Below are 13,549 nucleotides of genomic sequence, written 5' to 3'. Positions count from 1 at the left end.
TTTCTGGAAACTGAATAATAAAGATCGTTTCTTTCACGATTGGAGAATGACTGTGGATCTGGTGCAGCTGGAAATCTTCAAAGCCGTGGCCGAGCACGGCAGCATCAGCGCGGCGGCGGCGCAGATTCATCGGGTGCCGTCGAACCTGACCACGCGCATCAAGCAGCTGGAGCAGGATCTGGGTGTCGACCTGTTCATTCGCGAGAAAAGCCGTTTGCGCCTGTCACCGGCCGGATGGAGTTTTCTCGAATACGCGCGGCGTATCCTCGATCTGGTCCAGGAAGCCCGGGCCACCGTCGCGGGCGAAGAGCCGCAGGGCGCGTTTCCCCTCGGTTCGCTGGAAAGCACGGCGGCGGTGCGCATTCCCGAACTGCTGGCGGCCTACAACCAGCTGCATCCGAAAGTCGATCTCGACCTGTCCACCGGGCCGTCCGGAACGATGATCGACGGCGTACTCTCCGGGCGTCTGGCGGCAGCCTTTGTCGACGGTCCGGTGCTGCACCCGACGCTGGAAGGCGTGCCGGCCTTCGAAGAAGAAATGGTCATCATCGCGCCGCTCAATCACCCGCCCGTGCAGCGTGCGGCGGACGTCAACGGCGAGAGCATTTATGCCTTTCGCTCCAATTGTTCGTACCGCCATCACTTCGAAAAATGGTTCAGCACCGACGCCGCCGTTCCCGGCAAGATCTTCGAAATGGAGTCCTACCACGGCATGCTCGCCTGCGTCAGCGCCGGGGCGGGTCTGGCACTGATGCCGCGCAAGATGCTGCAAAGCATGCCCGGCAGCGCGACGGTGAGTGTCTGGCCGCTGGCGGCGGACTTTCGTTATCTGACCACCTGGCTGGTGTGGCGACGGGGCACGGTGTCGCGCAGTTTGAGCATGTTTGTGCGCTTGCTGGAGGAGCGTGGTGTGGTGCGTGCAGAAGAGTAATTGACACTTTGTGTCATGACTGTATCTTTGTTCGCGTTTCGCAATATAAAAAACTATACAGCGCGCCGATGAGGAACCCGTAAATGACCACAGCCCTGAGCGGCAAAGAAGCGGTAGGTGAACGTTTCGTCCTGGAAACCATGCGCCACGCCCAGCATTTGACCTGGAAAGCCGTTGACGCGATTGCCGCGGTGATCAAACCGGGCATGCTTGAATCCGAAGCGACGGCCCGAGGCAAGGAAATCCTTGCTGAACTGGGCATGGACCGGATCTGGCACCCGCTGTTGATCCGCTTCGGCGCCAATACCCTGAAGACCTTCAAACAGCGCTCCGATGGTGACCCGGTGCTGGGCGCCGACGATATTTTCTTCATCGACATGGGCGTGGTCTGGCAAGGGCACGAAGGCGATGCGGGGGCGACGTTCACCACGGGGACCGACCCGGAAATGATTGCCTGCGCGGCGGCGGCCAAAGTGTTGTTCGACCGCGTCGAGGCGTTCTGGCGCGAGGGTGTTTCCGGTGTCGAACTCTACCGGTATGCCAGCGATCAGGCCGAGGCGATGGGCTGGGTGCTGAACCTGAATATCAAGGGCCACCGCGTCAGTGATTTCCCGCACGCGATTCATCGTGGCGGCGATCTGGGCGACTTCGAGCAGGCACCGAATGCCGGTGTGTGGATTCTGGAAATCCAGATCGCCCATCCGTCGCGTCCGTTTGGCGCGTTTTACGAAGATTTGCTGATTTAAGGAAAACCCATGACGACCTCGACACCACAATCCGTGCTGCTGTTCTCCTACGGCACTCTGCAGGATCGCGCGGTACAACAGGCGAATTTCGGCCGTGAGTTGCAAGGCAAACCGGACAGCCTGCCAGGCTACAAACAGGCAATGGTCGAGATCACCGACCCTGCCGTGCTCGCCACCAGCGGCAAGACTCACCACCCCATCGTGCAGGCGAGCGGCAACCCGGCGGATGAAATTGCCGGCACGGTATTTCACATCACGGCAGAGGAACTGGCTGCGGCGGATGAGTACGAAGTGGCCGACTACAAACGTGTCAGCGTGCTGCTAAAGTCTGGAGTCGATGCATGGGTTTACGTGCAGGCGTGACAACGGGGCGCAGCGCTGTAGTTGTTTTTATATAGCGTCAACTTTGATGATGCACGCCGTTTCCTAACTCCAAAGTCAAAAAACAGGACGTCCATCATGAAAGTCAGCGCACGCAACGTATTCAAAGGTCAGGTCAGCCAGGTTCAGGCAGGGGCGGTCAACGCCGAAGTGGTGCTGACCCTCGCCGGTGGCGAGCAACTGGTTGCCGTCGTGACCATGGAAAGCATCAAGAACCTCGGCATCGCCGTCGGTAAAGAAGCCGTCGCGCTGGTCAAGGCACCGTGGGTGATGCTGATGACCGAGTCCAGCGACATCCGCCTCTCGGCGCGTAATTGCCTGGAAGGCAAGGTGCTGAGCGTCACCGACGGTGCGGTCAATGCGGAAGTGGTGATCGAGTTGGCCGGTGGTTCGAAGGTCTACTCGATCGTGACCCGCGATGCCGTGGCCGAACTGGGCCTGGCCAAAGGTGTCAGCGCGACGGCAGTGATCAAGGCGTCGCACATCATTCTGGGTGTTCCGGCCTGATTATTTTTTCAGGCTGAGAAAAACCTCTGATACCGGTTTCCCGGATCAGAGGTCTTTTGCTTTATGGCGTGCCGTTGCGCCCGTACAGGCGAAAGCCTTCGCGTTGATTCAAACGGTCGTAATAAGCGCTGACGGCGGGCAAGTGCGGGTGTTTGAACGGCGTTTCGAACCAGCGATTCACCGACAGTCCGACCGGGATGTCCGCCAGTGAAAACTCATCGCCGCTGACATAAGCCCCGGTCAATTCCAACTGCCGATTCAAAATCTGCATATTCTTCGACCACTGCTCGATACCGTTGGCCAGCGCAACGTTGTCTTGATGCTCCGGTGATTGACGCACCAGCGATAAAAACGCATACGACCACGAGCGATTCAGCTCCGACGCCTGCCAGTCGATCCATTGATCGATGCGCGCACGGGTTCTCGGATCGGTTGGATAGAGAGGCGAGCCGCCGTAGCGCGACACCAGATAGCGAATGATCGAATTGGATTCCCACAAAGTGAAATCACCGTCCTGAATCACCGGCACCATGGCGCACGGATTCAGTGCGAGGAACTCCGGGGTGTCGGTCGGTTTGAACCCGGAACCCCAGTCCTCACGCTCGAACGGAATCTGCAGTTCGGCGCACGTCCACAGCACTTTGCGCACGTTGATGGAGGAAGCTTTACCGAGGATTCGCAGCATTGGATTTCCCTGTCCGGTGATTGTCGGTCGTCAACCAATACCACAATACAGAAGGCCCGCACACGGCGGGCCTTCTTGGCTCAGCGAAACAATGTCAGAGGCTGCTGGCCAGCTTGCCACCGGTCATCCGCCGACGATAAGCACTGTCACGATTGGCCAACCAAAAATACAGCGGCGACGTCACCAGCAGCCCGACCAGCCACGACAGATCCGCGCCGTTGATGTGCGCCGACACCGGGCCGACGTACAGCGGCGTGTTCATGAACGGGATCTGCACGGCGATGCCGATTGCGTAGGCCAGCAAGGCCTGCGGGTTGTAGCGGCCGTAGATACCGCCGTCGACCTGGAAGATCGACTGGATGTCGTACTTGCCCTTGTGGATCGCGTAGAAGTCGATCAGGTTGATCGCGGTCCACGGCACCAACACCACCAGCAGCACCAACACCATGTCGACGAAGTGACCGATAAAGTCCTTCGATGCGCCGACGGCGGCAAAGCAGCAGCCCAGCAACACGATGATCGAGATCACCGCACGGCTCTTGGCGGTCGGAATCCAGCGATAGGCGAAGGTCTGCACCAGGGTGATCAGCGACAGCACGGCGCCATACAAATTGAGCGCGTTGTGGCTGATTACACTGAGCAGGAACAGCACCAGCATCAGCGGGCCGATCGAACCGGTGGCGAGTTTGACCGCGTCCATGGTGTCCATGCCCACCGGCGTCGCCAGCACGGCAACGGCGCCGAAGATGAACGCCAGGCTCGAACCGAGCGCCGAGCCCAGATAGGTGGTCCAGAACGTCGATGACACCTTCACATCGGCCGGCAAATAACGCGAGTAGTCGGAAACGTACGGCGCAAACGCGATCTGCCACAACGCCGCCAGCGACACGGTGGCCAGCCAGCCGGACAGGTTGAAGCTGCCCCGAGTGAGGAAATCGTCGGTCTGGATGTGGGTGAAGATGTAGCCGAAGCCGACGACGATGCCGATCCCCAGCACCCAGGTGCCAATGCGGTTGAGCACGTGAATGAAGCGGTAGCCGATGATGCCGATGATCCCCGAACCGAGGGCGCCGATAACGATGCCAACCGGCACCGGCACGCTGTCGACCACGCCATGCAGCGACTTGCCGGCCAGGACGATGTTGGAGGCGAAGAAGCCGATGTACATGACGCCGGCAATCAGCACCACCAGCAGGGCGCCGAGGGAGCCGAACTGGGCGCGGCTCTGGATCATCTGCGGAATGCCCATCTGCGGGCCTTGCGCCGAGTGCAGCGCCATCAGCACGCCGCCGACCAGATGACCGACCAGAATGGCGACGATGCCCCACAGCAGATTCAAGTGAAACAGTTGCACGCCAAGCGCGCCGGTAACGATGGGCAACGGCGCGATGTTGCCGCCGAACCACAGCGTGAACAGATCCCTGACCTTTCCGTGGCGATCTTCGGGGGGCACGTATCCTATCGTGTGTTTTTCAATGAGCGGGGCGGACGTTGTTGCAGAGGTGGACATGACGAACTCCAAGGCAAGGATGAGTACGTGGACGTACTTCGGTAAGCGCCGACACGGACGGCGCATTTCTTGTTGAAGCGATCATGTGCAAAGGTTCGGGATAGATAAATTAGTAAGTTTGTTGCTACAGACCTTAAAAAAAGTATGCCGCGCGTGGCGGGGCTGTCCGGTATGTTCAAGTCTTCACTCTTATCTGAATTTGCACAGCCCTGTGGCGAGGGGATTTATCCCCGATGGGCTGCGCAGCGGCCCTTGGTTTTAGAGTCAAAAGTGTGGCCGCTGCGCGACCCATCGGGGATAAATCCCCTCGCCACAGATAAGTCCTTTTGCCACAGATAAGTCCTTTTGCCACAAAAGTGATGTCAGGCTGATCCACCGGAGGTTCCATGGCCGCCTACAACCTGCGCCAGCTCAAATATTTCGTCACCACCGCCGATTGCGGCAGCGTTGCCGAGGCCTCGCGCAAGCTCTACATCGCCCAACCGTCGGTCTCCACCGCGATCAAACATCTGGAAGAAAGCTTCGGCGTGCAGCTGTTTATCCGCCATCACGCCCAGGGCGTTTCCCTGACGCCGAGCGGTTCGCGGTTTTATCGCAAGGCGCTGGAGCTGTTGCGCGTGGCCCACGAGTTCGAGCAGAACGCCCTCGCCGATAACGACGTGGTGTCGGGACAAATCGATATCGGCTGTTTCGAAACGGTCGCGCCGCTGTACCTGCCACGGCTGATCGCTGGCTTCAAGGAACGCTGGCCGGGGGTGGAAATCCGCATTCGCGACGGCGAGCAACAGGAGTTGGTGCAGGCGCTGACCGCCGGCAGCATCGACATGGCCATGCTGTTCGAACACGACCTCGACAGCACCATCGAAACCACGCCGCTGATGCCGCCGCAACAGCCTTACGCCTTGCTGCCGGCCAATCACCGCTTTGCGCAACAGGCGAAAGTCTCGCTGCACGAACTGGTGCTGGAACCGATGATTCTGCTCGACGTGGTGCCGAGTCGGACCTACTTCGTGAGCATCTTCGAAGAACGCGGATTGACCCCGCACATCGTCTTCAGCTCACCGTCGATCGAGATGGTGCGGGGCATGGTCGGGAGTGGCTTCGGTTTTTCGATTCTGGTGACCAAGCCGTTCAGCGACTACACCTACGACGGCCAGAAAGTCGTGTGTGTGCCGCTGGCCGAAAGCGTCACCGGTTCGGGATTGTCGGCCGCATGGCTGCGGCGCGTGCAACTGACCAAACCGGTGCAATTGTTTGTCGATCACTGTCGGGAGGAGCTGGCTCGGCTGTACCCCTGAGGAGTGCCGAGCCGGTTTTCAGTGGCTGATAGACGCCAGCATCCGTTGCAGCATTGCGTCGCAGGCGTGCAGTTGATCGAGGCTGACGAACTCATCCGGTTTGTGGCCCTGATCCATACTGCCAGGGCCGCACACCACGGTGGGAATCCCCACCGCATCAAACAATCCGCCTTCAGTGCCGAACGCCACTGTGGTGAATTCCTTCGAGCCGCAGAACGCGGCAATCAGCTCGGCTGCCTGACTTTGCGCATCGGTGGCCAGGCCCGGATAGGCCGACAATTCGCTGAAGCGGATATCGGCGTGTTCACTGACCGCCCGCATGCGCGGCAGCAGCTGTTGTTCTGCGTAGGTTTTCAGCGCGGCGGCGACCAGAGTGGGGTCCTGTGAGGGCAGGGCGCGGATCTCGAAATCGAAGCGGCAGTCGGCGGGCACGATGTTCAAGGCCTTGCCGCCGCTGATCACGCCGGTTTGCACGGTGCTGTAAGGTGGATCGAAGCGTGGGTCGTGCTGCTCCGGCGCTTTCAGTTGCTGGCCGAGACGGCCGAGTTCACCGATCAGTTCGGCGGCGTATTCGATGGCATTCACCCCCAGGGGTGCATAGGCGGAATGACACGGGTGGCCGTGCACATCGCAGCGCATCGCCAGTTTGCCTTTGTGGCCGAGCACCGGTTTCAGTTCGGTGGGTTCGCCAATGATGCACAGCAGCGGTTTGACCGGGCGTTGCTCCAGCACCTTGAGCAGCGAGCGCACACCGAGGCAGCCGACTTCTTCGTCGTAGGACAGGGCGATGTGCACCGGCATGCGCAATGCTGCGTTCATCAACGCGGGTACCAGGGCGAGCACGCAAGCGATGTAGCCCTTCATGTCCGCCGTGCCGCGACCGAACAGTTTGCCGTCGCGCTCGCTGAGTTCGAACGGCGGCAGTGTCCACGGCTGGCCATCGACCGGCACCACATCGGTGTGCCCGGACAGCACGATGCCCGCTTGATCCGCCGGGCCAATCGTCGCGAACAGGTTGGCCTTGCTGCGCTCATCGTTGTAGATCAGCGCGCAGGGCACGTCGAAGCGGGCGAGGTAATCGCGGACGAACTCGATCAACTGCAAGTTGGATTCACGGCTGGTGGTATCAAACCCCACCAGCACCTTGAGCAACTCGACGCTGCTGTTCATCGATCATCTCCGGCGACGCCGTAGCCCGGGGCTTTCGCCGGATCGAGGGCGCGATCAATGTAGTCCTGCAATTGCGGCTGGTAGGCATCCCAGAGTTTTTGCAACTGGCCGATCGGGTTGTCATCGGCCCAATCGACGCGCAGATTGACGATCGGCCAGGTCTGTTCGCCGACCACCATCACGGCGGCCGAATGCACAGGGCCGGCTTCACCACCGAGTGCCTGGGCCGCGTGCAGGGCCTTGAGCAGACGGTCGGTCAACTGGCCTTCGCCGTCTTCAAAGGCGCTGACCATGGCTTCGATCACCGAGCGCCCGGCGAGCATGTTGCCGGCCGCCACACATTGTTCACCGGCCACCGCGTTGTGCACACCGAGGGTTTGCGCGCCGCTGAAATGTGCGGTCTGGCCGAGGTGGTTGATGGCGGTGATCTGGCGGTATTGGCTGTAGCCGTTGCGGGTCAGCACCTTGTCCAGTGCATCGTCCGGCGCCAGGCCTTGCTCCATCAGCGCGAGGACTTCCGGGCCGAGCGACGGCAGGGTGATGTTCTGGCTCGACACTGCACCGACGCCGGGCAACAGCCACGGGCAGCGCGCGCCGACGGCAATGCTGGAAGAGCTGATGGCGACACCAAACTGGCCGGTTTCGGGACAACGTGCGGCGATTGAAAAGGTCATCTACTTGCTCCTTGTGTGTCTGAACTGGCCTCATCGCGAGCAGGCTCGCTCCCACATTTGAAATGCATTCCCCTGTAGGAGTGAGCCTGCTCGCGATGGCCGCGACTCGGTCTGTCGACTTACTCGGGAATCACCGCAATCACATCAATCTCCATCAACCACTGCGGCTGGCCCAGCGCCGAGACCACCAGGCCGGTCGAGATCGGGAACACACCCTTGAGCCACTTGCCGACTTCGCCATACACCGCTTCGCGATAGCGCGGGTCGATCAAGTAGGTGGTGGTCTTGACGATGTGGCTCATGTCGCTGCCGGCTTCCTCCAGCAGTTGTTTGACGTTGCGCATGGCTTGTTCAGCCTGCGCACGCGGATCGCCGAGACCGATCAGGTTGCCGTCGAAATCGGTGCCGACCTGGCCCCGCACATAAACGGTGTTGCCGGCGCGGACCGCCTGGCACAGGTCGTTATCCAGCGTCTGGTTCGGGTAGGTGTCTTTGGTGTTGAACATGCGGATACGAGTGTGGGTTGGCTTGCTCATGTGCAGCTCCTGAAGATGAGTTGCCCGGCGCAACCGGCGCCGGAGCGAAAGAGGGAAATCAAGCGTCGACGGTGTCGGCGACTTTGCTGTGTGTCGGTGCATGCAACTCGGCCTCACGCTGCTCGGCATCGCGGTAGTCCAGGTACTTGCGCTGAGTGGCGATGTGATCAGCGACATGTTTGGCGTCATGCCACACACCCCAGATGAACGACGAACCCCGGCGCGACTGCCACGGCAAACCGAGGAAATACACCCCCGGCTCACTCGACACGCCGCGCTGATGGACAGGCTTGCCCTTGTCATCAAACGCCGCGACCTGCAGCCACGAGTAGTCCACGGCAAACCCGGTGGCCCAGATGATCGACGTGACCCCGGCGCGGGCCAGATCCAGATCCACCAGCGGATTTTTCACGCATTCAGGATCCGGATAGGTCTCGCGCGCCTCCGGTTCTTCCGGCAGATCCAGGCCGTTCCGCTCGATGTAGGCGTCGGCGGCATCCAGCAGCGCCAGATAGTTCTCGTCGCCGCGAGTGAGGTTGCCGAGCAGATCTTGCTTGAATGTCACCACGCCGTCGTTGAACGACTCGGTCACGCCCACCAGGGTCATACCGCGATGCGCCAGACCACGGAAATCGATGGTGCGCCCGCCATGGGCACCGCTGACCGCGATGGTCACGTGCTCGCGGCCGGGTTTCATCGCCGCTTGATCCCACTCGCCAAGCACCCCCAGCCACCAGCAGAAATCACGGTTGCGATAGGCGCGAGGCGGGCGGTCATGGGCGCCCACGGAGAGGTAAACCTGCTTGCCGGAGCGTTGCAGCTCATCGGCAATCTGCACGCCTGACGAACCCGCACCGACCACCAGCACCGCGCCATCAGGCAGTTGCTGCGGATTACGATAGTCAGCGGAGTGAATCTGCAAAAGACGCTGGTCTTTTGGTGCAATCGCCGGGATCACCGGTTTCTGAAACGGGCCGGTTGCAGCGACGACGCGGGCGGCTTCGATCACGCCTTCGGACGTCTCGACGGTGAAGCCCGGGCGACCGACATTGCGCACCACGCTTTTGACTTCGACGCCGGTGCGGATCGGTGCATTGAATTTCTTCGCATAGGCCTCGAAGTAATCAGCCACGCGTTCTTTCGCGGCGAAGCCGTCGGGATCGACGTCATCGAATTCCAGCCCGGGAAAGCGGTCGTGCCACGCCGGGCCATTGGCGACCAGCGAGTCCCAACGGCCGGTGCGCCAGCGCTCGGCAATGCGATTGCGCTCCAGCACCAGGTGCGGCACACCCAGTTTGCTCAGGTGTTCGCTCATGGCCACGCCCGCTTGGCCGGCTCCCACGATCAGCGTGTCTGTTTTTATTATTTCAGTGGTCATCTCTACATCCTTCCTAGCAAGGCAGTTGGATTCGGGCGCTGTTGGCTTGTCCGTTTTGCTTGCGGTCAGACTAGGGAGGAGGGGGGTATCGGTAAAATATTATTAAGCTGGGATGTGAAGATAAAATTCTGATGCAGAGGGCTGAAAGCCTTTAAATACGGGACTTTTCTGGTAGAGCAATAGCAAAGTTTGCGAACAGAAAAGCAAAATCTGAGTGAGTTTCGTGGCGAGGGGATTTATCCCCGATGGACTGCGAAGCAGGCCCAGTCTTTTTGGGGCCGCTGCGCGACCCATCGGGGATAAATCCCCTCGCCACAACTGCAGCAACGTGAGCGCTGTTACCGGTCAAGGAACGCCAACAGGTCCTCATTCAACGCCTGCGCATGGGTCACCGCAAAACCATGCGGTGCGCCTGCGTAGACTTTAAGCTCGGCACCCTTGATCTGCGCCGCCGCCTGCTTGCCGGTGGTTTCAAACGGCACGATCTGGTCGCCGTCGCCATGGATCACCAGCGTCGGTACATCGATTTTGGCCAGATCCGGGCGGAAGTCGGTTTCCGAAAACGCGGTAACGCAATCCACCGTGCCTTTGAGCGAGGCCAGCAATGCGACATTCAGGGTTTGCGTGAGCACGCCGTCAGAGACGGTCTGGCCCTGATTGGTGCCATAGAACGGTGCGGCGAAATCGGCGATGAACTGCGCACGATCTTTCAGCAGGCCAGCCTTGATGCCGTCGAACACCGACGTGTCGACGCCCTCGGGGAAGTCGGCTTTCTTGCCGAACAGCGGCGTCACCGCGCCCAGCAATACCAGGCCGGCAACGCGCTCGCTGCCATGACGGGCAATGTAGCGGCTGACATCGCCGCCGCCCATTGAGAAGCCCACCAGTGTCACTTCCCGCAGGTCCAGATGATTGATCAGTTGCGCGATGTCATCAGCGAAGGTGTCGTAGTCGTAACCGGTCCATGGCTGATCGGAACGGCCGAAACCGCGGCGGTCGAAGGCAATGGTGCGGTAGCCACGGCTGCTCAGGTATTCCATCTGGTATTCCCACATGTCGGCATCCAGCGGCCAGCCGTGGCTGAACAGCACGGGCTTACCGCTGCCCCAGTCCTTGTAATAGATTTCGGTACCGTCTTGGGTCTTCAACGTGCTCATGGAAACTCCTGCGTTTGGGGTCATTCGTGGGCATAACAGCCGCCACTATCTGCGCAAAATCCGCTGACAACTTGTACGCAGGTGCTAAGTTTGCCCGCCCGCAGCGCAGCCAATTTTCATCAGGAGTTGTAAGATGCAACCGCACGAAACTGCCGTATGCCGGAGACACCTGAAATGAAGCGCAAAAGTCTTGAGGGTAATGCCTGCCCCGTCGCCCGGACGCTGGATCTGATCGGCGACTGGTGGTCGTTGTTGATCGTCCGTGATGCGCTGGACGGCATTCGTCGGTTCAGTGATTTCCAGAAGAATCTGGATATCGCCAAGAACATGCTCAGCGCCCGCCTCAAAAGCCTGGTGGAGCAGGGGATACTGCAAACGATGCCTGCCGCCGACGGCGGAGCCTATAAGGAATACGTGCTGACGGAACGCGGCAAAGCCTTGCAAACGGTGATCGTCGCGTTGTCGCAGTGGGGCGGCGAGTTCATGTACGCAGCGGGCGAGCCGGGCTCGGTGATGGTCGATGCGAAGCATCGCCAGCCGATTCGAAAGCTGGAGTTGATGGCCGCCGATGGCCGCTTGCTGGCACCGGAGGACGTCGCGACCCGCTTGGCTGTTGAGCACTGATTTCATTGCTTGGCGCAGCCGCAATGGCTGCGATTGTTCAATCCTCGATACAAACCCGACAAAAGGTTGAAACGATTGTTTGACGTCAAAATGGTGGCCATCTAATATCGCGCCACTATTTTGATGTCACTTTCCGTCTCGAGGGATCGAACATGTACCCACCCGTCCTCGTGACGAGGTTGTGCGTAGCCTTGCTGTGCCTGTCTCCACTCCAGAGTGCTTTCGCGGCACCCACCCCTGGTGAAACCGACCTGATTCGCGAACGTCAGAATCGCTTGCTCGAAGAGCAGCAGCGACGCCTCGAAGAACTCAAGGATTTGCCGGGCAAGGAGGTCAAACCTGCGCAACCGGCAGCGCCGACCGATACCCGTTGCTTCCCGATCAAAGACATTGAGCTCAAGGGCGCCGACAGCCTTTCGGAGAGCGCCAGGACTCGTCTGCTCAAACCCTACATCGGTGAATGCCTCGGCGTGCCGCAGCTCAACGAGTTGCTTAAAGTCATCACCGACTACTACATCGAAAAAGGCCTGGTCACCAGCCGCGCCTATCTGCCGCAACAGGATTTGTCCGGCGGGCACCTGAAAGTGCTGGTGGTCGAGGGCAAGCTCGAAGGCCTCAAGGGCGCCGAGAACAGCAAACTCTCGGATCGCGAATTGGCCATGGCGTTTCCCGGCAAGACTGGTGAACTCGTCAACCTGCGCGAGATCGAGCAAATGGTCGATCAGCTCAATCGCCTGCCATCCAATCAGGCAAAAATGGAGCTGGCACCGGGGCAGAACGTCGGTGGCAGCGAAGTGCTGGTCACCAACACGCCACAGAAACCGTGGCGTGTTGGCCTGTCGCGCAACAACGACGGCCAGCGCAGCACTGGCGAACAGCAGTGGGGCACGACGTTCGACTGGGACAGCCCGTTGGGTCTGGCCGATCAGTTGAGCCTGCGCGGCGGTCACGATGCGATGACCGATCACCAGCACACCTCCAACAACGCCATGCTCAGCTACAACGTGCCGTGGGGCTGGTGGAACTTCAATTACACCTACAGCCAGAGCGAGTACCGCTCGCAAATCGCCGCCAACCTCTACAACTTCAAGCAGACCGGCGACAGCGAAAACCATCAGTTTCGCGCCGAACGGGTGATCCATCGCGACTCGGTCAGCAAGACGTCTCTCAGCGCCGGTCTGTCGTACCTGCGCACCAACAACTTCATCGAAGACAGCAAACTCAAACTGAGCAGCAACCGCATCAGCGAAGCGCAGTTCGGTTTCAACCACGGTCGCCGCGTCGGCAGTGCCTTCGTCAACTTCGATGCCGGGATGCAGGAAGGCATCGGAGCCTTTGACGCGCAAGGCAGCCACGATCCGGGACCGGGCGAACCCGACGCACGCTACCGCAAATACACCGCGACCCTGAGCTACTTGCAGCCGTTCAAACTGTGGGGCGAATCGTTCAGCTTCAGCAGCCTGATGACCGGTCAGCGCAGTGAGGACGTGCTGTTCAGTTCGCAGCGCACCAGCCTCGGCGGCTCGTCGTCGATTCGTGGCTACAAAGACCAATCACTGGCGGGCGACAGCGGCGGTTACTGGCGCAACGACTTGCGCTGGACGCGTCCGGTGACTGTCGAGTGGCTGCAACCGGTGTTCTCCGAATACGGCACCAGCCTCGGCTACGACCAGGGCGTGATCCAGAACGGTCGCTACAACGGCGATCAGCACGGCCGCATGTCGAGCAACTCGCTGGACCTGTTCGCCCGTGGCCAGCATGTCTCCGCTGGCGTGACCTTCGCGCACTCTCTGGAACGACCTGATGCGCTGACCGAGCGCGAAGCACCGATCTATTTCCGCCTGGAATTCTTCCTCTAAAACTGCTCGCCACGAGATTCTGACATGGACATCCGTCAACTGGCCTTTCTGGCCGGTCAGCCTGCTGCTGCCGAAAAAAACCGTGAACACTTT

At 60.2% G+C, this 13,549-nt stretch carries 14 protein-coding genes; 7 read left to right on the top strand and 7 right to left on the bottom strand.

The window, feature by feature from the left end:
- Window positions 1-52: 52 nt before the first annotated feature.
- The 4 genes from JFT86_RS24830 to JFT86_RS24815 all read left to right on the top strand — a co-directional run bounded on the left by JFT86_RS24830 (window position 53) and on the right by JFT86_RS24815 (window position 2,565).
- On the top strand, window positions 53-931 hold the full coding sequence (locus tag JFT86_RS24830) for a LysR family transcriptional regulator (RefSeq protein ID WP_201239177.1): 879 nt from the start codon (window positions 53-55) through the stop codon (window positions 929-931).
- Window positions 932-1,014: 83 nt separating this feature from the next.
- Window positions 1,015-1,677 carry a M24 family metallopeptidase gene (locus tag JFT86_RS24825; protein ID WP_201238856.1) on the top strand — a complete coding sequence of 221 codons (663 nt, stop codon included), beginning with the start codon at window positions 1,015-1,017 and terminating at the stop codon, window positions 1,675-1,677.
- A 9-nt stretch (window positions 1,678-1,686) separates the two neighbouring features.
- On the top strand, window positions 1,687-2,040 hold the full coding sequence (locus tag JFT86_RS24820; RefSeq protein WP_201238855.1) for a gamma-glutamylcyclotransferase family protein: 354 nt from the start codon (window positions 1,687-1,689) through the stop codon (window positions 2,038-2,040).
- Between the two features lie 96 nt (window positions 2,041-2,136).
- Window positions 2,137-2,565: a TOBE domain-containing protein gene (locus JFT86_RS24815; protein WP_025111546.1), complete on the top strand. Its 429-nt coding sequence runs from the start codon at window positions 2,137-2,139 to the stop codon at window positions 2,563-2,565.
- A gap of 61 nt (window positions 2,566-2,626) precedes the next feature.
- Here JFT86_RS24815 and JFT86_RS24810 read toward each other — a convergent pair whose 3' ends face one another.
- Window positions 2,627-3,250, bottom strand: a complete 624-nt coding sequence (locus JFT86_RS24810) for a glutathione S-transferase (RefSeq protein WP_201238854.1) — start codon at window positions 3,248-3,250, stop codon at window positions 2,627-2,629.
- 94 nt (window positions 3,251-3,344) lie between these two features.
- Complete coding sequence (locus tag JFT86_RS24805; RefSeq protein WP_201238853.1) at window positions 3,345-4,760, bottom strand: cytosine permease; 1,416 nt, start codon at window positions 4,758-4,760, stop codon at window positions 3,345-3,347.
- 386 nt (window positions 4,761-5,146) lie between these two features.
- On the opposite strand from JFT86_RS24805, the gene JFT86_RS24800 reads away from it, so the two are divergent.
- Entirely contained in the window at window positions 5,147-6,058 is a 912-nt protein-coding gene (locus JFT86_RS24800; RefSeq protein ID WP_201238852.1) for a LysR family transcriptional regulator, read from the top strand.
- Between the two features lie 18 nt (window positions 6,059-6,076).
- On the opposite strand, the gene argE is transcribed toward JFT86_RS24800, so the two are convergent.
- From argE to JFT86_RS24775, 5 genes are all read right to left on the bottom strand, one after another.
- Entirely contained in the window at window positions 6,077-7,228 is a 1,152-nt protein-coding gene (gene argE, locus JFT86_RS24795; protein WP_201238851.1) for an acetylornithine deacetylase, read from the bottom strand.
- Window positions 7,225-7,902 carry a DUF1028 domain-containing protein gene (locus tag JFT86_RS24790; protein WP_201238850.1) on the bottom strand — a complete coding sequence of 226 codons (678 nt, stop codon included), beginning with the start codon at window positions 7,900-7,902 and terminating at the stop codon, window positions 7,225-7,227. Before JFT86_RS24790 ends, argE begins: the two co-directional genes overlap by 4 nt.
- A 119-nt stretch (window positions 7,903-8,021) precedes the next feature.
- Window positions 8,022-8,438 carry a RidA family protein gene (locus tag JFT86_RS24785; protein ID WP_127926852.1) on the bottom strand — a complete coding sequence of 139 codons (417 nt, stop codon included), beginning with the start codon at window positions 8,436-8,438 and terminating at the stop codon, window positions 8,022-8,024.
- Between the two features lie 58 nt (window positions 8,439-8,496).
- The gene (locus tag JFT86_RS24780; protein ID WP_201238849.1) at window positions 8,497-9,816 is read right to left on the bottom strand and encodes an NAD(P)/FAD-dependent oxidoreductase; all 1,320 of its coding nucleotides are present in this window, start codon (window positions 9,814-9,816) and stop codon (window positions 8,497-8,499) included.
- A gap of 338 nt (window positions 9,817-10,154) precedes the next feature.
- Window positions 10,155-10,973 carry an alpha/beta hydrolase gene (locus JFT86_RS24775; protein WP_201238848.1) on the bottom strand — a complete coding sequence of 273 codons (819 nt, stop codon included), beginning with the start codon at window positions 10,971-10,973 and terminating at the stop codon, window positions 10,155-10,157.
- Between the two features lie 174 nt (window positions 10,974-11,147).
- Here JFT86_RS24775 and JFT86_RS24770 point away from each other — a divergent pair, with 174 nt between their 5' ends.
- Both JFT86_RS24770 and JFT86_RS24765 read left to right on the top strand, forming a co-directional pair.
- Window positions 11,148-11,597 carry a helix-turn-helix domain-containing protein gene (locus tag JFT86_RS24770; RefSeq protein ID WP_201238847.1) on the top strand — a complete coding sequence of 150 codons (450 nt, stop codon included), beginning with the start codon at window positions 11,148-11,150 and terminating at the stop codon, window positions 11,595-11,597.
- A 152-nt stretch (window positions 11,598-11,749) separates the two neighbouring features.
- Entirely contained in the window at window positions 11,750-13,456 is a 1,707-nt protein-coding gene (locus JFT86_RS24765) for a ShlB/FhaC/HecB family hemolysin secretion/activation protein (RefSeq protein WP_201233698.1), read from the top strand.
- Window positions 13,457-13,549 lie beyond the last annotated feature (93 nt).

Source organism: Pseudomonas sp. TH06, from assembly GCF_016651305.1.
Taxonomy (GTDB): domain Bacteria; phylum Pseudomonadota; class Gammaproteobacteria; order Pseudomonadales; family Pseudomonadaceae; genus Aquipseudomonas.
The sequence above is the reverse complement of the archived record's forward strand: the minus strand, read 5'-3'. Positions and strand labels throughout refer to the sequence as shown.

Bases quoted from the DNA above. Each gene is read 5' to 3' on its own strand.
- JFT86_RS24800 (WP_201238852.1), top strand. From the start codon at position 5,147: ATGGCCGCCTACAACCTGCGCCAGCTCAAATATTTCGTCACCACCGCC.
- JFT86_RS24790 (WP_201238850.1), bottom strand. From the start codon at position 7,902: ATGACCTTTTCAATCGCCGCACGTTGTCCCGAAACCGGCCAGTTTGGT.
- JFT86_RS24775 (WP_201238848.1), bottom strand. From the start codon at position 10,973: ATGAGCACGTTGAAGACCCAAGACGGTACCGAAATCTATTACAAGGAC.
- JFT86_RS24785 (WP_127926852.1), bottom strand. From the start codon at position 8,438: ATGAGCAAGCCAACCCACACTCGTATCCGCATGTTCAACACCAAAGAC.
- JFT86_RS24810 (WP_201238854.1), bottom strand. From the start codon at position 3,250: ATGCTGCGAATCCTCGGTAAAGCTTCCTCCATCAACGTGCGCAAAGTG.
- JFT86_RS24765 (WP_201233698.1), top strand. From the start codon at position 11,750: ATGTACCCACCCGTCCTCGTGACGAGGTTGTGCGTAGCCTTGCTGTGC.
- argE (WP_201238851.1), bottom strand. From the start codon at position 7,228: ATGAACAGCAGCGTCGAGTTGCTCAAGGTGCTGGTGGGGTTTGATACC.
- JFT86_RS24815 (WP_025111546.1), top strand. From the start codon at position 2,137: ATGAAAGTCAGCGCACGCAACGTATTCAAAGGTCAGGTCAGCCAGGTT.
- JFT86_RS24825 (WP_201238856.1), top strand. From the start codon at position 1,015: ATGACCACAGCCCTGAGCGGCAAAGAAGCGGTAGGTGAACGTTTCGTC.
- JFT86_RS24820 (WP_201238855.1), top strand. From the start codon at position 1,687: ATGACGACCTCGACACCACAATCCGTGCTGCTGTTCTCCTACGGCACT.
- JFT86_RS24805 (WP_201238853.1), bottom strand. From the start codon at position 4,760: ATGTCCACCTCTGCAACAACGTCCGCCCCGCTCATTGAAAAACACACG.
- JFT86_RS24770 (WP_201238847.1), top strand. From the start codon at position 11,148: ATGAAGCGCAAAAGTCTTGAGGGTAATGCCTGCCCCGTCGCCCGGACG.
- JFT86_RS24780 (WP_201238849.1), bottom strand. From the start codon at position 9,816: ATGACCACTGAAATAATAAAAACAGACACGCTGATCGTGGGAGCCGGC.